At 64.8% G+C, this 16122-nt stretch carries 15 protein-coding genes; 4 read left to right on the forward strand and 11 right to left on the reverse strand.

Annotated elements, in window-relative coordinates; translation table 11 throughout:
- Positions 1–11: 11 nt before the first annotated feature.
- The 4 genes from BN2476_RS07010 to BN2476_RS07025 form a co-directional block, all read right to left on the reverse strand.
- Positions 12–896, reverse strand: a complete 885-nt coding sequence (locus tag BN2476_RS07010; RefSeq protein WP_087733441.1) for a M23 family metallopeptidase — start codon at positions 894–896, stop codon at positions 12–14.
- Between the two features lie 303 nt (positions 897–1199).
- Complete coding sequence (locus tag BN2476_RS07015) at positions 1200–1439, reverse strand: hypothetical protein (protein ID WP_087733442.1); 240 nt, start codon at positions 1437–1439, stop codon at positions 1200–1202.
- A gap of 32 nt (positions 1440–1471) precedes the next feature.
- On the reverse strand, positions 1472–2179 hold the full coding sequence (locus BN2476_RS07020) for a YceH family protein (protein ID WP_087733443.1): 708 nt from the start codon (positions 2177–2179) through the stop codon (positions 1472–1474).
- Positions 2180–2376: 197 nt separating this feature from the next.
- A complete protein-coding gene (locus BN2476_RS07025; RefSeq protein ID WP_087733444.1) occupies positions 2377–2763 on the reverse strand; it encodes a DUF3022 domain-containing protein in 387 nt (128 codons plus the stop codon).
- Between the two features lie 173 nt (positions 2764–2936).
- Here BN2476_RS07025 and BN2476_RS07030 point away from each other — a divergent pair, with 173 nt between their 5' ends.
- On the forward strand, positions 2937–3365 hold the full coding sequence (locus tag BN2476_RS07030; RefSeq protein WP_087733475.1) for a TOBE domain-containing protein: 429 nt from the start codon (positions 2937–2939) through the stop codon (positions 3363–3365).
- A gap of 87 nt (positions 3366–3452) precedes the next feature.
- Here BN2476_RS07030 and BN2476_RS07035 read toward each other — a convergent pair whose 3' ends face one another.
- Both BN2476_RS07035 and BN2476_RS07040 read right to left on the reverse strand, forming a co-directional pair.
- Positions 3453–4322 (reverse strand): DMT family transporter, encoded by an 870-nt coding sequence (locus tag BN2476_RS07035; RefSeq protein ID WP_235850749.1) that lies wholly within the window; start codon positions 4320–4322, stop codon positions 3453–3455.
- Positions 4323–4493: 171 nt separating this feature from the next.
- Positions 4494–5888, reverse strand: coding sequence for an FAD-binding oxidoreductase (locus BN2476_RS07040; protein WP_087733446.1), 1395 nt, complete (start codon positions 5886–5888; stop codon positions 4494–4496).
- 690 nt (positions 5889–6578) lie between these two features.
- Between BN2476_RS07040 and BN2476_RS07045 the strand changes: the two genes are divergently transcribed.
- Both BN2476_RS07045 and BN2476_RS07050 read left to right on the forward strand, forming a co-directional pair.
- Complete coding sequence (locus tag BN2476_RS07045; RefSeq protein ID WP_087733447.1) at positions 6579–8819, forward strand: TonB-dependent receptor; 2241 nt, start codon at positions 6579–6581, stop codon at positions 8817–8819.
- A 103-nt stretch (positions 8820–8922) separates the two neighbouring features.
- Positions 8923–9606: a Fe2+-dependent dioxygenase gene (locus tag BN2476_RS07050; RefSeq protein ID WP_087733448.1), complete on the forward strand. Its 684-nt coding sequence runs from the start codon at positions 8923–8925 to the stop codon at positions 9604–9606.
- Positions 9607–9634: 28 nt separating this feature from the next.
- Here the strand turns inward: BN2476_RS07050 and BN2476_RS07055 are convergent, their stop codons facing one another.
- From BN2476_RS07055 to BN2476_RS07080, 5 genes are all read right to left on the reverse strand, one after another.
- Positions 9635–10117 (reverse strand): EamA family transporter, encoded by a 483-nt coding sequence (locus BN2476_RS07055; RefSeq protein ID WP_328590279.1) that lies wholly within the window; start codon positions 10115–10117, stop codon positions 9635–9637.
- Between the two features lie 256 nt (positions 10118–10373).
- Positions 10374–12095 carry a lactate permease LctP family transporter gene (locus BN2476_RS07065; protein ID WP_087733476.1) on the reverse strand — a complete coding sequence of 574 codons (1722 nt, stop codon included), beginning with the start codon at positions 12093–12095 and terminating at the stop codon, positions 10374–10376.
- Positions 12096–12222: 127 nt separating this feature from the next.
- Positions 12223–13668, reverse strand: coding sequence for a LutB/LldF family L-lactate oxidation iron-sulfur protein (locus BN2476_RS07070; protein WP_087733449.1), 1446 nt, complete (start codon positions 13666–13668; stop codon positions 12223–12225).
- The gene (locus BN2476_RS07075) at positions 13665–14396 is read right to left on the reverse strand and encodes a LutC/YkgG family protein (protein ID WP_087733450.1); all 732 of its coding nucleotides are present in this window, start codon (positions 14394–14396) and stop codon (positions 13665–13667) included. The genes BN2476_RS07070 and BN2476_RS07075 overlap by 4 nt, the downstream gene beginning before the upstream one ends.
- A complete protein-coding gene (locus tag BN2476_RS07080; RefSeq protein ID WP_087733451.1) occupies positions 14393–15193 on the reverse strand; it encodes a (Fe-S)-binding protein in 801 nt (266 codons plus the stop codon). The genes BN2476_RS07075 and BN2476_RS07080 overlap by 4 nt, the downstream gene beginning before the upstream one ends.
- Positions 15194–15343: 150 nt before the next feature.
- Here BN2476_RS07080 and BN2476_RS07085 point away from each other — a divergent pair, with 150 nt between their 5' ends.
- The gene (locus BN2476_RS07085; RefSeq protein ID WP_173819595.1) at positions 15344–16054 is read left to right on the forward strand and encodes a FadR/GntR family transcriptional regulator; all 711 of its coding nucleotides are present in this window, start codon (positions 15344–15346) and stop codon (positions 16052–16054) included.
- Positions 16055–16122: the final 68 nt, after the last annotated feature.

A 16122-nucleotide genomic window follows, 5' to 3' on the forward strand; every position in this document is an offset into this window, starting at 1 on the left:
ACCCGCGCCCGTCACGAACCGACGCGCGGAAGATAGGGCGCGGGATCGACGGGCTTGCCGTCCTTGCGGACTTCGAATCGCAGCGAGCCTGCTCCCGGACCTGCTCCCTTTGCGCTCTCCGCCATTTCGGCGATCGTCTCGCCGCGCTTGACGGTCGTGCCTTCCTTCACGAGCAGTTTGCGGTTGTGTCCATAGGTCGTCACGAGCGTGTCGTCGTGCTTGATGACAATCAGCTTCCCATACGGCTTGCCGCCATCTCCCGCGAACACGACGCGGCCAGCGGCAGCGGCTTTCACCGGATCGCCGGCTTGGGCCGCGATCACCATGCCCTTCGATTTGCCCTGTCCGTACACTGCATTGAGCATGCCGCGCGCTGGCCAGCCGAAGCGGGTCTTGTCGCTTTTGTCCTGGTCGCCCTTTTCGCCCTTGTCGCCCTTCTCGCTGTCGTTCCTGTCGGCGGCGGCTTCGCGCTTCGCGGGCGCTTTGGACGTGGCTTGCGCAGTCGTTGTCGCGACGGACTTGCTGTCCTCGGCTGCGTCGGGCGGCGCGACGCGCAACACGCCGCCCGGTTCGATGTGGTTCGCGTCTGGCAGGCTGTTCCATTTGACGATGTCGTCGCTGCGCTGGCCGTGGGCCGTCGCGATGCGATAGAGCGTATCGCCGGGCTTGACGCGGTAATAGCCTTCCTTCACGCGCGCAAGCGGTCTCGTCGTGCTGCCCCCCACGCGCGGCGCCGGTTGGCTCGCCGATGTCGCCGCTTGCGTCGGCTGGCCGGACGAACGGTCCTCGGGAGCTATCTGCCAGGGCAGCGACGTGCAACCTGCGTTCGCCAATAGCAGCGCGAGACCTGTGCCCAGTAGCAGATACGCGCGGCGGTTCGATTGCGTGTGTGTCATGTCGGTATTCCTCTTGTCGTTCGGCCATGCTGGGCACGTGGGCGCGCCGGGGCCGTCCAGGGCCCGAACGCGTAGAACGCCGCTTCGACAGCGGAAGTTGACGTTTGCTTCCGGAATCCTGAATGTTTTACACAGCTTCGCATTCGCGCTTTTTGCGGGCGCGTTTGTGTTGCGAAGTGTGCGTGGGGAGATGGGTTGAATCGCGACGGGCGCGCGCCGGTCGCTTACGCAAGCAGCGACGTTTCGCGCTAAGGGATGTCACTCGTGAACACACCCGTCGCAGCAGCGCTCGCGCGACGGCTGTCACGAGCGGCGCTTTTTCCACGCGTAACCGGCGGGCGGGTCCGCTGCGCCCGCCTTGCCGACCGAGCGCGGGTTCTCGCTGCACAACGTGACGAAGCTCACGTCGCCGCCTGCCGCCTGTTTCTTGCGCAAGGTCTCGGTGAACGCGAGTGCTTGCGTCATGTCTTCGTCGCCAAACCGCTCGAAGCGAGCGGTTTCCGTCGACGCATTGCCTTCTTCGAGCCAGTACACGACAAACATGCGTCTCCCTTTCTACGTCTCTTTCTGCGGCTTCATGACGGGCTGTCCTTCGGATCGTCGAGCGATACGCCCAGTTCACCCGCGAGGCGCGTGACGAGCGCCTCGAGCCGCTCGACGCGTTCGCTCAACTGCCGTTGCTGCGCGCGCAGCGATTCGAGTTCGCCGGGCGGCAGCGCATCGTCGGACAGGGCCGCGCCGCGAATCAGTTCGGGCGACGGCTCGCCGCACAGCAGATGCATCCAGCGGCTTTCGCGCTCGCCCGGCGTGCGCCCGAGCTTGACGACGCGCGGCGGATCGTTGGCCGCGAGTTCTTCGAGAAAGGCTTCGACCGACGACGTATCGGCGAAGCCATGCAGGCGCGACGTCGCGAGCCGCAGTTCGGCGGCCGTCTGCGGACCGCGCAGCAGCAAAGCGGTCAGCAGCGCCGCCGACTGGCGCGGCAAGCCGAGCACGCGCTCCATGTTGTGCTCGTAGCGCGGCACGCGGCTGCTGCTGCCTTCGAGCACGAGCGACAGGCGCTTCATGCTGTTGATCGCATCCATGATCTCGCTTTCGCTGACGTTCATCACGGGTGAGCGCGAGGTCTTCTGGTTGCAGCCCGACGCGAGCGAATTGAGCGACAACGGATAGGTATCGGGCACGGTGTGCTGCTTCTCGAACAGCACGCCCAGCACGCGCGCTTCGAGCGGCGTGAGCGCACGCATGGCGGGGCGCGGGGAATCGTCGGTGGTGGTGTTCATCGGCAATAGACTCGGGTTGTATGCGGCGGCGCGCAATGGCGCGAGCGTTGCGGCTCGCGCGTTAGCATAGTCTATTGTCCCCGTAAAAGGACGGGAAGTCGTGTGCGCCGATGGCGCTTCCCCGCGCGGCGGCCCTGCGCTTGGCGGCTGCGCCTGGCGCGGACGCACCATCGACCAGGCGTTCGCCGCTGCCGACGCTAGATGTTGTAAGGCTCGTCGGGCACGTCGAACACGGCGTCGTCGATGTCGATCTGCAGCGAGCAGTTTTCCGCCGAGCCCGGTTCCGAGCGCATCGCATCGACGCGCTGCCGCAGCAGGTCTTTCAGGCGGTCTTGCACGATGCGCCGTTTCGCGGTGTCGAGCGCCGCATAGTGGTTGATCTGGCGATCGCTGATCTCGAGTCTCGCGACACAGCGTGTGTCGAGCGTCGTATCGCGGCCCGTTTTGACGACCCACGACAGCGTGAGAAACGTGGTGGCTCCCTCCTGATACGCGCTGACAGTCGGCGATTTCGGCGATTCGAAGGTAGCGGCGAGGGCCAGTTCGATTTCCTCGATGCGCTGCGACAGATCGATCGTTTTCATTGCGGCTCCTTTCGAAGGTTCATCCCGAGTTTCATCCTTCGTTTGCAGCAACCGGGGTGCCCATTCCGACGCGGCACCTGGATGGCGGACCGTCATTCGCGCGCGGTACACTGCAAGCTTCCAACGACCACCGTTGCAACAGCGAACAACGGCAACCCAAAGGAGGCATCGCCATGCGTACAAGCGCCCGCAATCACTTCGCCGGTCAGGTGACAGCCGTCAAGACGGGAGCCGTCAACGACGAAATCACGCTGCGCACCCAGGACGGTCTCGACATTGTCGCGGTGATCACGCACGGCAGCGCGTCGTCACTGGGACTCGCGGCCGGCAAGCCGGCGTTCGCGCTGGTGAAGGCGTCGTCGGTGATCGTGATGGTCGATGCGGACAGCAGCAAGGTGTCGGCGCGCAATTGCGTCGCGGGCACGGTCGCGTCGGTGACGAAGGGCGCCGTCAATAGCGAGGTCATCATCTCCGCCACGGGCGGCGCGCAGATCGCGGCCATCGTCACCAACGACAGCGTCGAGCGGCTCGGCCTCGCGAGCGGCAAGGCGGCCGCGGCGATCTTCAAGGCGTCGAGCGTGATCGTCGGCGTCGATCAGTAAGTGGTTCGGCGATAGGGTTGGCGCTGGGGCTCGACGCAGCGCTTTTGTCTGGTGACAGCACGATGTAGAAGCGAGGGGGCGCTGCCCTCAGCGGCGCGCGACGACGAGCGCGATGCCGCCAAGGATCGCGATCGAGCTCAGCGCGAGGCGCGCGGTCAGCGGTTCGCCGAGCAGTGCGATGCCGCCGATCGCGGCGATCGGCGGCACGCTCAGTTGCACGGTCGCGGCCGTGGCAGCACTGAGTTCTTTGAGCGCCGCGTACCAGATCACGTAGCCGACACCCGACGTCAAAGCGCCGGATAGCGCCGCGAATAGCAGCCCCATTGCGTCGAACGACATGTGGGAAAACATGCCGGCGCTGACGGCCACTGCGAACGGAACAGCGCGGATGAAATTGCCCGCCGTCGTGGCGATCGGATCGGCGGCGCCTTTGCCGCGCAGCGAATACACGCCCCACGCGACGCCCGCGCACAGCATCAGCAGCGATGCGAGCGGAGCCGGCGCGCTGAGGCCGGGCAGCACCAGACCGACGAGGCCCGCAAGCGCGCATGCAACACCAATCCATTGACGCGGACTCAGACGTTCGCCGCGCGCGAGACCGTAGCCTATCATCGTCGCCTGCACGGCGCCGAACAGCAGCAGCGCGCCCGTGCCCGCTGCGAGCGATACATACGCAAACGAAAACGTCACAGCGTATGCGATGAGCGCGAAAGCGGAAATCCAGTTGCCGCCGACCGGCAGCGAAACCCGACGCGCGTGCAGAATGATCCACAGCGCGATAGCCGCGGACACGAGGCGAACGGTCGTGAAGGTGGCGGGATCGATGGACGTGCCCTTGAGCGCAACACGACACAGCAGCGAGTTGCCCGCGAATGCGAACATCGCGACGATCGTCAGCAAGGCGATGCGCATGCGCATGGAAAGCGGCGAGGAAAGGGTTGCATCGGAAGTGCGCATGATACTTTAACGTCGGGTCAGGCATGCGCGCATCGAACGATGCAACGCAAGGCGATAGCGAAGGCGCAAAAAACGAAAATGCCGGACAGCAATGAGAAAGCGCTTGCTATCCGGCATCGCGACGTTCATGCGCGCCACGTCATGAATACGAGGCGCGCCCCTGCATCGCAATCAGGCCATAGCGGACGGCTTGATGTTCTGGTTGTGACGGAACAGGTTGTGTGGATCATAGCGGTCCTTCACGGCGACGAGGCGCTCGTAGTTCGGACCATAGGCCGAGCCGATGCGCGTCGATTCTTCTTCCGTCATGAAGTTCACGTACACGCTGCCGAGCGCGAACGGTGCTGACGCGTCGAAGAACGCGCGCGCCCACGCGATGCAGCGCTCGTCGTCGGCGGCTTCCGTCCAGCGGCCGTGCACGTTCATCACGTACTTCGCGTCGCGGTTCGAGTAGGCCGTCGCATCGGGCGCGGCGCGCATCGTCTGTCCGCCGATTGCGCCGAAGAAAATCTCGCACTGAGGCGACGGCAGATTGCCGATCGCATCGATGAACGCGTCGATCAGCCCATCGTCCAGCGTCGCAAGATTGTGCGACTTCCAGTAGTTGCGCGCACCGGGTGTGAGCAGCGGATCGAAGGCCTGTTGCCACGCGGTGTACGGCATCGGCCCGAGATGCTCGCCATACGGCGTGCCGAACTTGCGCACCTCGTCGACCATGCCCGGACCGTTCGCGGCCGGCCCTGTGTAGCAGATGGCGAACGCGATGATCGGCTTGCCGTGCACGTCGGCGCTCAGGAAGGGCAGCGGCGGCGCAAAGCGCGCGACAGCCCAGACGGTCAGCTCGTCGGGCCACGTTTCGAAGGCGGCGCGATATTTGACGAGCGCATCGCGCGCCTGATCCATCGGCAGCACGACGAGGCCGCCGTACACTTCCGGGCCGACAGCGTGCAGCTGGAACTCGAACATCGTGACGACGCCGAAGTTGCCGCCGCCGCCGCGAATCGCCCAGAACAGGTCCTCGTGAGCATCGGCGCTACAGCGCAGCATCTGGCCGTCGGCGGTGACGACGTCGGCCGAAATCAGGTTGTCCACCGACATCCCGAAGCGCCGGCTCAGCCAGCCGAAACCGCCGCCAAGCGTGAGGCCCGCGACGCCCGTCGTCGAGTTGATGCCGAGCGGCGTGGCGAGACCGAAGGCCTGCGCTTCGTGATCGAAGTCGCGCAACGTGCAGCCGGGCTCGACATAGGCGCGGCGCGCGACGGGATCGATGCGCGCGGACTTCATCGGCGACAGGTCGATCAGCATGCCGTCCTCGCACACGGCACTGCCTGCGATATTGTGTCCGCCGCCGCGCACGGCCAGCAGCAGGCTGTTGTCGCGCGCGAAATTGACGGCGCGGCGCACGTCCGCCGTGCCTGCGCAGCGCACGATGATCGCGGGGCGGCGGTCGATCATTCCATTCCAGATGCTGCGCGCTTCATCGAACGATGGATCGCCGGGCAATACCACCTGGCCTCGCGTGAGAGCTTTGAGTTCATCGATTGCACTGCTGGACAGATTCGCCATGCTACACCTCCGGTACAAAAGAACGACGTCCGACCCCTCGATCATGTCTGATCAAAGTAGTTCGGACGACCTGGCTTTCATCCAGTAAAACGGGGAGGGTCCGCGCGTACTAATTAACGTATACCCGTATTCGGTCGCATGCGCCGCAAACGCAGTCGTGACGGGTTGCCCATCAAAAAAGCACTGCAAAACAAGGCATTTTCTGAACGGCGCACGGATGGAGTGCTCCGGAAAAACGCGTCGCATCGCGGCTGCGATGCGAGCGTGAGTCGGATCTAGGGGAAGCTGACGCATCGCGCTTCGCATGTGGCGAAGACTCATCGCGCTCAATGCTGCGCTTACGTATGACGTGAAGCGTTCGATTGTGCCGTCCTCATCGCATCCTTAAACGAGCGAGCGCGAGTTGGCATTGCCATGTCGCCGTCGAAGCAGTAACGCACGCACATCTTTTAGCCGACGCCGAAGGGACGACCGCGCGATCAAAAGCTTGAGTGACGCGCAATGACCACAGATGCTCCGAGAATATTGCGAATTGTTACTGTTCATGTAATGATAGCGATTCGCATTTAGGAAATGACGAGCCGAAGCAATCCGGCTTGGCGGGGCGGTTCGCGCGCCCGTCGCGCGAACCGGACGGGTGCTGCTTGCCCGTCGCACCAAGAAAAATCAGCGACAACGACAGGAATCGAGATGCATCGAACTACGCCATTCGCAGCGGCCGTCCTGGCCGTCTTTGCGACGCCGCTCTACGCTCAAACGACGACGCCTGCGACAGCACCGGTAGCCAGCATTGCCCAGGCCGACTCGTCGACGCCTCCCGCCAGCCAGCCCTCCGCAAGCCAGCCGTCCGAAAACGCCACGCTGCCCGCCGTCAAGGTGACGGGCCAGGCCGACAACTCCGGCGACTTCCAGCCGGAAACGTCGAGCGTGGGCGCCAAAGTGCCGACCGCGCTGCGCGACATCCCGCAGGCGGTGACGGTGGTGCCGAAGGCCGTGCTGCAATCGCAGGCGGTGAGCTCGTTCAGCGACGCGCTGCGCAACGTGCCCGGCATCACGATCGGCGCGGCGGAAGGCGGGCAGATCGGCAACAACATCAATTTGCGCGGCTTCTCGGCGCGTACCGACATCTATCTGGACGGCTTCCGCGATCGCGGCCAGTACTATCGCGACACGTTCAACCTCGAATCGATCGACGTGCTGTATGGTCCGTCGTCGCTGTACTTCGGGCGCGGCTCGACGGGCGGCGTGATCAACCAGGTGAGCAAGGAGCCGGAACTGAAGAAGCGCGCCGACGTCTCCGTGCAGGCGGGCACGCACGACCGCTATCGCACGACGGTCGACCTCAATACGCCGATCACCGACACCTCCGCGTTCCGTATCAACGCCTTCGGCCAGAGCCTCGGTTCGTCGCGCGACGTGATGAAGAACAAGGACTACGGCGTCGCGCCCGAAGTGAAGTTCGGCATCGGCACGCCGACGGAGATCACGCTGTCCGCGCTGATCCAGCACAACCGCGATCAGCCCGACTACGGCATTCCGCCGCTGAACGGCCATCCCGCGCCCGTGAATCGCGGCACGTTCTACGGCTATACCGACGACCGCACGATTCAGGACGTGCAGACCTTCAGCGCGCGTATCCAGCACCGCTTCGACGATGGTCTCGTCCTGCGCAACCAGACGCAGTTCAGCCACTACAGCACGGATGCGCGCGCAACCAATGCGGCATCGGTGCTGACGGGCCCGCTTGCCACGTCGACGGCGCTCACCAACGGCAACTTCACGACGCTCGATCCGTCGAAGCTGTTCGTCAAGCTGCAGGGCAAGGACCGCAACATCAACGATCATTCGATCTACAACTCGACTGACTTGCAGGCGAAGTTCGATACGGGTCTGCTCAAGCACGAGGTGGTCACGGGCATTGATCTGAGCCACGAAACGTATAGCAACCAGACCTTCACGGCGACTTCGCCGGGACTGCCGTCGAACACGATCGGCGTCGTGCCGCTCATCGATCCGCCGTATACGCCGCGTCCGTCGAACGTGAAGGAAGTGGCCACCAATCTCGCTGAATCGAGCGCTAACGGCGTGGGCATCTATGCGAACGACACGGTGTCGATCGGCCAGCACTGGAAGGTGGTGGGCGGCGTGCGCTGGGACCGCTACGAGGCGTCGATCAGGAACTCGATCAACGCGCCGGGCTATGCGACGCAGACCAACTACTTCACCAGCGTGCGCGGCGGCATCATCTGGCAGCCGACCGACTGGCAGTCGTATTACGTGTCGTATGGCACGTCGTTCGATCCGTCGCTCGAAGCGCTGACGCTGACCAACGGTCAACAGAAACTGCCGCCCGAGCACAACAAATCGTATGAAGTCGGCTCGAAGTGGGATCTGCTCGGCGGCGGCCTCTCGGTGACGCAGTCGCTCTTCAACATCGAGAAGACCAATGCGCGCACGCTGAATGCGGACGGCTCCTATACGCTCGACGGCGATATCCGCGTGCGCGGCTATCAGCTGGGTCTGGCCGGCCACATCACGAACAAGTGGCAGGTGTTCGGCGGCTATACGTATATGAACGGCGAGATCCTGAAGGCGTTCGACGGCACGCAAGGCAAGGTGCCCGCGAATACGCCGCGCAACATGCTGACACTGTGGACCACGTACGCGTTCACACCGCATTGGGAAGTCGGCGGCGGTCCGACCTACGTGTCGTCGCGCTACGCGGCGAACAACAACTTCGTGCAGGTCGGCGGCTATACGCGCTGGGATGCAATGGCCGCGTATCACGCGAAGCGTTACGACATCCAGTTCAACGTGCTGAATTTCACTGACAAGAACTACTACGATGCGCTGATTCCGTCCGACGGCGGGCGCGCGGTGCCGGGTCTCGGCCGCACGTTCCTCGCGACGTTAAACTATCGCTTCTTCTGATCGCCTGAAGCGAAAGGTCCACGAAACACCGCGCGCTTTCCTGCACGAAGCCCTTCATGCAGAAAGCGCGCGATGACGCACCGTTGTGCAGGAACGTTGAACGATGATTGTCTCGATCCCGGACGTACTGAGTCCCGCCGAAGCCGCCGAGATGCGCGCGCAACTCGAAGCCAGCGACGCCTGGGTCGATGGGCGCGCGACAGCCGGCTATCAGGGCGCGCCCGTCAAGCGCAACCAGCAGATTGCCGAAGGCTCGCCGATTGCGCTGGAGCTGGGCGATCGGATCATCGCATCGCTGGAGCGTCACCCTCTCTTCATCAGCGCCGCGCTGCCGAACAAGGTGTATCCGCCGCTCTTCAATCGATATGAAGGCGGGATGCACTTCGGCAATCATGTCGACGGCGCGATACGCCTCGTGCCGGGCAGCGGCGCGCGCGTGCGCACCGACATCTCCGTGACGCTGTTTTTCACGCCGCCCGACGAATACGATGGCGGCGAACTGTTGATCGAAGATACGTTCGGCGTGCACGAAGTGAAGCTGCCGGCGGGACATGCGATCGTCTATCCGGGCACGAGCCTGCATCAGGTGCGCCCTGTGACGCGAGGCGCGCGCGTATCGAGCTTCTTCTGGGTGCAAAGCCTCGTGCGCGACGACACGCAACGCGCGATGCTGTTCGATCTCGACGGCGCAATCCAGCGGCTCAACGCATCGAACGGCGACGAGGCCGCGCGCCGCACGCTGGTCGGCTGTTATCACAACCTGCTGCGTATGTGGAGCGAGACCTGACGCGGCGACCTGATGCAAGCGCGAGCGGCTACGTCACACGTCGTGCCGCCGATGCAGCGGGTGCCGCCTTCTTCGGATTGCACCCGCTTTGCAGCAGATACACCCCACCGGGAATGCAAGCCATCGCGAGCAGATCGAGCGCGCGCATCGGCTCGTGCGCGAACAGCACGCCGATGATCAACGCGACGACAGGCACAATGTAGGTCACGCTCGAATCCGCCAGTGCGCCGAGCAGCGTCACGATGAAGTAGTACAGCATGTACGCGACGCCTGTGCCGAGCAGCCCGAGTTCGAGTCCGAGCACGATGCCGGCTGCGGCGCGCGCATCGTCCGCAATGCGCGTCATGCCGTGGAAGGGCGTCACGCACGCAATCGTCAGCAACGCGAAGCCGATTTTCCATGTCGAGAGCGCGACGGGCGACATGTCGAGGTGCGACAGAAAGCGCCGCGCGTAGACGAACGAAGCGCCCACGCTCAACGATCCCATCACCGTATAGCCGACGCCGCCCAGATCGACGCTCGCGACCGCGCGGGCAGGGCGTCGTGCTGACGAGCGAGCCCCGACAGAGGCCGAACGGGTCGGGAAGTCGCTCGTCGACCCGTTCGACTTCGCGCTGTCGTTGAAAACGGCGTATTACCTCGTGCATCCGAATCCGATCGAACTCAAGCCGGGCGCGCAGACGCTGAAGGCATGGCTAGTCGAATCGGCAGAAGGAAAAACGCCCGCGTAGCAGCGGGCGTTCATGTGAACAACGAGCGGCAGAGAATCAGCCCGGCACCATGCCCGTCAGCACATAGGCCTGCAACAGCGTGATCAGACCGACGACGAGTGCGAACAGCAGGCTATGCTTTACGGTGAAGCGAAACAGCTCCGACTCGCGTCCGACGAGGCCCGTCGCCGCGCACGCAACGGCGATCGACTGCGGCGAGATCATCTTGCCCGTCACGCCACCCGACGTGTTCGCGGCCACGAGCAACGTGTCCGACACGCCGATCTGATGCGCGGTCGTATGCTGAAGCGAGCAGAAGAGCGCATTCGACGACGTATCCGAGCCCGTCAGGAACACGCCGAGCCAGCCGAGTACCGGCGAGAAGAACGGGAACGCAGCGCCCGTGCCGGCCAGCAGCAGCGCGAGCGTCGACGACATGCCCGAGTAGTTGGCGACGAACGCGAACGACAGCACGAGACCAATCGACAGCACGGGGCGGCGCAATTCCTTCACCGTCTCGCCGAACGTCGCGAGCGCATCGCGCGGCTTCACGCGCAGCAACACCATCGAGATCAGCGCCGTGACGAGAATCGCCGTGCCGACCGCCGAGAGCAGATCGATCTTCAGCACGGCCTCATAGGCCTTCGGCGTCGCGACGATGGGCGCCGTCTTCATCACGAGCTGGTCGAGCCCGGGCACTTTGAACTTGAGGATCGTGCCGGCAAGCGCACCCTTCGCGGCGAACAGCGCCTTGAACGGTTGCAGGCTCCACACGGTCACGACGGCCGTCAGAATGCCGAACGGCGCCCATGCGCGGATGGTCTGTGCAACCGTGTAGGGCGACGCGCGGCGGCTCACGCCCGGTGCGCCATTCGCACCGCCCATGCCGCCGAAGCCTCCGCCAAAACCGGACAGCGCCGCCGTGCCGCCGCTGACCGTGCCGCGTGCCGTATCGTTTGCACGGCGCGGCTGCCACACCTTCAGGAACGATGCGAGCGCGACGAGGCTCACGAGCGCCGACGTGATGTCCGGCAGTTCCGGCCCGATGTGATTCGACGTGAAGTACTGCGTGATGGCGAAGCTGCCGCCCGCGACGAGCGCGGCAGGCCACGTCTCCTTGACGCCGCGCTTGCCGTCCATCATGAACACGAGCCAGAACGGCACGGCGAGCGAGAGCAGCGGCAACTGACGGCCCGCCATCGCGCCGATCAGGAACGGATCGATGCCCGTCACCTGGCCCGCGACGATGATGGGAATGCCCATTGCGCCGAACGCGACAGGCGCCGTATTCGCGATCAGGCAGAGGCCCGCCGCCTTCAGCGGATCGAAGCCGAGGCCGACGAGCAGCGCCGCCGTGATCGCGACGGGCGCGCCGAAGCCGGCCGCGCCTTCGAGGAACGCGCCGAACGAAAAGCCGATCAGCAGCAGTTGCAGGCGCTGGTCATCCGTCAGCGCGAGCACCGACGCACGGATGATGTCGAATTGTCCCGTCTTCACGACGAGCTTGTAGAGGAACACGGCCGTCACGATGATCCACGCGATCGGCCACAAGCCGTATGCGAAGCCGAAGCCCGCGGCGGCCAGCGCCTGTTGCACGGGCATGCCATACGCGAACACGGCCACTGCAAGCGACAGCAGCAGCGTGCCCGCCGCCGCGACATGCCCCTTCAGACGCAGTCCCGCGAGCGCGACGAAGAAAAAGATGATCGGGATGCTGGCCGCGAGCGCGGAGAGCCATAGACTGCCGAGCGGCAGATAGGTCTGATACCACGGGTGCATGTCGGTCTCCTCCGAATATGCGTCAATGAATCGGTGTCGGCGGCGTGCAGCCGCGTGCGCGCGCACCGCCCCTCGTGGGCGATGCGTGCGCGTCGGTGTGGGTTGCCGAAGCTGCGAAGCGCGCGGGCTACTCGGGCTGTCTGCGCTCGCGCATCAGATCGTGCAGGCTGCGCGCCGCGGGCTTCAGCGGTTCGCGGTGCTGGGTCCAGCCCATCTGGTTCTTCGGCGCGAATGCGCGCAGGCGCGTCGCGGCCCAGCGCAGCATCCGGTAGGCGCGCGGATGCGCGAATGCGCCGCTCCAGAAACGCCACACGAACTGTTCTTCGCGGCTGAACTTCGCGCCCTGTCCACGCAACGGATGCGCGACCACTTCGTTCGGATTGCGGTTCGCTTCCGTGCGCAGACGCACGAGCAGTTCGGGAATCGGAATGCGCACGGGGCACACTTCGCCGCATGCGCCGCACAGGCTCGATGCCGTCGGAAGATCGGCCGTTTCGTCGAGGCCGAGCAGATGCGGCGAAATGATCTTGCCGATCGGGCCCGGATACGTCGTGCCGTACGCATGTCCGCCGATGCGCGTATAGACGGGGCAATGATTCATGCACGCGCCACAGCGGATGCATTGCAGCGTCGCGCGCAACTGCTCGTCGGCGTAGGCCTGCGTGCGGCCGTTGTCGAGCAGCACGACGTGCATTTCGCGCGGACCGTCGCGTTCGCCTTCGCGTCGCGGGCCCGTGATCAGATTGAAGTACGTCGTGATCGCCTGGCCCGTCGCGGAGCGCGTCAGCAGGCTCGACAGCGGCACGATATGCGACAGCTTCTCGACCACCTTTTCCATGCCCATGATCGCGATGTGCACGTCGGGCACGGTCGTGGACAGCCGTCCGTTGCCTTCGTTTTCGACGAGCCACAGCGTGCCCGTATCGGCGGCGGCGAAGTTGACGCCCGACAGGCCGATGTCCGCATCGACGAACGCGCGCCGCAATGCGCGGCGGCCCGTCTGGATCAGCTCGTCTACATCTTCCGTATAGCGCGTGTCGGGAATGTGCGCTTCGAACAGCTCCGCGATGTCGGCCTTCGTCTTGTGAATCGCGGGCATCACGATATGCGACGGCTTTTCGTGCGCGAGCTGCACGATGTACTCGCCCATGTCGGACTCGATGCAGTCGATGCCGCGCGCTTCGAGGTAATGGTTGAGCTCGATTTCCTCGCTCGCCATCGACTTGCCCTTGATCACGCGCTTCGCGTCATGCGCTTGCGCGATGCCGTGAATGATCGAGGTGGCGTCGGCGGCCGTTTCGGCCCAGTGCACGTGCACGCCGCGCGCCGTCAGCTTTTCTTCGAGTTGCACGAGCAGGTCGGGCAGGCGCGACAGCGCATGACGTCGCACCGCTTCGCCGAGATCGCGCAGATGTTGCAGTTCGTCGTCGTCGGGAAACTGAGTGCGGCGCTTCGTCTGCAGAAAGTCCATCGCGCCGCGAAAGCTGCTGCGCAGTTTCGAATCGTCGAGCGCGGCACGCGCGCGCGCCTTGAAGTCCTGCGTCGGCACGAAGTGCATCGGGGTGGCGTTCATGCGGCGTCTCCGTGCGTGTCCTCAGTATGTCCGGCTCGATCTTCGACGATCACGACCCACAGTTCGCGCGGACCATGCGCGCCGTAGGCGAGCGTCTGCTGGATATCGGACGTCTTTGACGGCCCGGAGATCAGCACGAGATTCGTCGGCATGCCGGCTTGCCATTGCTCGGCTCGCATCGCCGCGTGCAGGTCCGTGTGCAGCGAATCGGCGTAGACGAGCGCGATATGCAGCGGCGGCACGAGCGACATCGTGCGCGGCGAGCCCGCGTCGGGCGCGACGATCAGCGTGCCCGTCGAAGCAATGCCCGAGCGCGCGACCGTAAAGCCGGCGTCGATCGTTTCGAACAGTTCGGCTTTCCAGTTTTCGATCGGCTGGTCGTATGTGTGTGTCGCGATGGAAAGCGGCAGCGCCCGTTGCAACGCCGCGCCTTCCGCACGCGACGTGTCGAGCAGCACGCGCTTCACGTTCGCATCGACGAGCCGTTGCGCGATCAACGCGGGCCACGTGCGCTCCGTTGCGCGAAACACCTCCGCATGCGAGGCGGCGAGCGCGGCCTGCATCGATTCGACGAGGGCATGCGTCGATCGCTCGACAGCGGGGCGCGCGGCGCGGCGGCTGTCGTAATGCAGATCGATGCGTGCGTCGAGACGCTTCAGTTCGTCGCTGGAAACATGGGCGGGCGCGGCTGCGCGCAACCGGCCGAGCATGCGTTCGCGCGCGTTCATGCCTTGCCTCCCTTGCCCTCGTTGCGGGCCGTGGGGTCTTGCGTGCGCCGCCACAGGAAGCTCGCGAGATGTTCGACTTCGATGGGCGCGTCCTGGTGGCGTGCCGCGTGTCCGATGTTCAGCAGGCAACCGCAGTCGGCGGAAACGATCCGCTCGCAGCCCGTCGCGCAAGCGGAGGCCACCTTGTCGCGTACCATCGCGCCCGAGATGTCGGGATGCTTCAACGAAAACGTGCCGCCAAAACCGCAGCATTCCGATTCGCGTTCGTGCTCGATGCGCGTGACGCCCGGCAATGCATCGACGAGTTCGACGCCATGCACGCGCGTGCCCATTTCACGCCGCGCCGCGCACGACGTGTGCAGCACGACATGTTCGGCGGGCGCGTCGGTGGTGGAGGGGAGTTCGATATGCAGCACGCGCAGCAGAAACTCGCTCAGCTCGTACACGCGCTCGCCAAGCTCGCGGGCTTTCTCTGCCATCGCCGGTTCGTCGGCGAAGAGCTTCGGCCAGTGATGGCGCATCATGCCCGCACATGAACCCGATGGCACGATGACGGGCCACGGCTTCGAGAAGAGGTCGAGCTGGGCGCGCGCGACATCGCGCGCCTGTTCGGGATTGCCGCTGCTATACGCGGGCTGGCCGCAGCAGCTTTGCTCGTGAGGAAAGTGCACCACGAGCCCTTCGCGTTCGAGCAGCCTGACGGCGTCGAGTCCGGCTTCGGGCACGAACAGATCGACGAGGCAGGTTGCGAACAGATAGACGTCGCGCGGGGCCGCCGGGTATTGCCTTTCCTTCATATCTCGCTCCAGAGTGCGTCCGCTTTTTGCGTTGCCTGCATTGCATGCGGCCTTCGCGGATCGCTTGCATCGTTGGCGTATGATTCCGAAATCTGCGCGACAATTCAAATTGGTTGGACCACTGGACGCGATTCACGCAGGAGAAACCGCATGGCGACGGGGACGAGAAACAGGGGCAGGGTGGAAGGCGTGATGCGCCGGATGGAAACGGCGCTGCTCGACGGCACGTGGCCGCCGGGTTCGCGGCTGCCGGCCGAGCGCGCGCTCGCCGAGCAGTACGACGTATCACGCAACACGGTGCGCGAGGCGATCCAGCGGCTCGCGGCGCGCGGTCTGTTGCAGAGCCGGCGAGGAGCGGGCGTGTTCGCGACGGATCAGTTGCGCGCGGGCATCGCGTCGCCGTGGGGGCAACTGGTCGCCGATCACCCCGTGCTGCGCGACGACATTCTGGAATTCCGCCGCGTGCTGGAAGGCGCGACCGCCTATTTTGCGGCGATGCGCGCGAGTTCCGCCGACATCAAGCGCATCCGTGCGCTGATGCGCGAGCTGGAGCGTTCGCACGCGTGCGACGACAAGGAGAGCGAGGCGTCCGCCGACGCGCAGTTGCACGACGCCATCGCGCTCGCGTCGCACAACACGATGTTCCTGCATCTGCATACGAGCGTGCTCGGCATGCTGCGCGAGCACATCACGATCAACGGCACGGATGTGCGCTTGCGCGGTCCCGAGGCGTCCGGGCAACTGCTGGTCCAGCATCGCGCGGTCTGCGACGCGATCTGCACGCGGCGCCCGGAAGAAGCGCGCACAGCGATGCACACGCATATCGATTACGTGCGCAGCATCCACGAACGGGATGGCTGAGCCGAAGCCCACCGTCGAAAACTGGTCCAACCAGATTCGCGCGACGCTCCGTTCGTCGCGCGTCAGGC

Source organism: Paraburkholderia piptadeniae (genome assembly GCF_900007165.1).
Lineage (GTDB): Bacteria > Pseudomonadota > Gammaproteobacteria > Burkholderiales > Burkholderiaceae > Paraburkholderia > Paraburkholderia piptadeniae.

What these genes read in the sequence shown, in the direction of transcription:
- BN2476_RS07040 (WP_087733446.1), bottom strand. Translation starts at nt 5,888, where the DNA reads ATGGCGAATCTGTCCAGCAGTGCAATCGATGAACTCAAAGCTCTCACG.
- BN2476_RS07065 (WP_087733476.1), bottom strand. Translation starts at nt 12,095, where the DNA reads ATGCACCCGTGGTATCAGACCTATCTGCCGCTCGGCAGTCTATGGCTC.
- BN2476_RS07015 (WP_087733442.1), bottom strand. Translation starts at nt 1,439, where the DNA reads ATGTTTGTCGTGTACTGGCTCGAAGAAGGCAATGCGTCGACGGAAACC.
- BN2476_RS07080 (WP_087733451.1), bottom strand. Translation starts at nt 15,193, where the DNA reads ATGAAGGAAAGGCAATACCCGGCGGCCCCGCGCGACGTCTATCTGTTC.
- BN2476_RS07030 (WP_087733475.1), top strand. Translation starts at nt 2,937, where the DNA reads ATGCGTACAAGCGCCCGCAATCACTTCGCCGGTCAGGTGACAGCCGTC.
- BN2476_RS07025 (WP_087733444.1), bottom strand. Translation starts at nt 2,763, where the DNA reads ATGAAAACGATCGATCTGTCGCAGCGCATCGAGGAAATCGAACTGGCC.
- BN2476_RS07020 (WP_087733443.1), bottom strand. Translation starts at nt 2,179, where the DNA reads ATGAACACCACCACCGACGATTCCCCGCGCCCCGCCATGCGTGCGCTC.
- BN2476_RS07035 (WP_235850749.1), bottom strand. Translation starts at nt 4,322, where the DNA reads ATGCGCACTTCCGATGCAACCCTTTCCTCGCCGCTTTCCATGCGCATG.
- BN2476_RS07085 (WP_173819595.1), top strand. Translation starts at nt 15,344, where the DNA reads ATGGCGACGGGGACGAGAAACAGGGGCAGGGTGGAAGGCGTGATGCGC.
- BN2476_RS07070 (WP_087733449.1), bottom strand. Translation starts at nt 13,668, where the DNA reads ATGAACGCCACCCCGATGCACTTCGTGCCGACGCAGGACTTCAAGGCG.
- BN2476_RS07075 (WP_087733450.1), bottom strand. Translation starts at nt 14,396, where the DNA reads ATGAACGCGCGCGAACGCATGCTCGGCCGGTTGCGCGCAGCCGCGCCC.
- BN2476_RS07045 (WP_087733447.1), top strand. Translation starts at nt 6,579, where the DNA reads ATGCATCGAACTACGCCATTCGCAGCGGCCGTCCTGGCCGTCTTTGCG.
- BN2476_RS07050 (WP_087733448.1), top strand. Translation starts at nt 8,923, where the DNA reads ATGATTGTCTCGATCCCGGACGTACTGAGTCCCGCCGAAGCCGCCGAG.
- BN2476_RS07010 (WP_087733441.1), bottom strand. Translation starts at nt 896, where the DNA reads ATGACACACACGCAATCGAACCGCCGCGCGTATCTGCTACTGGGCACA.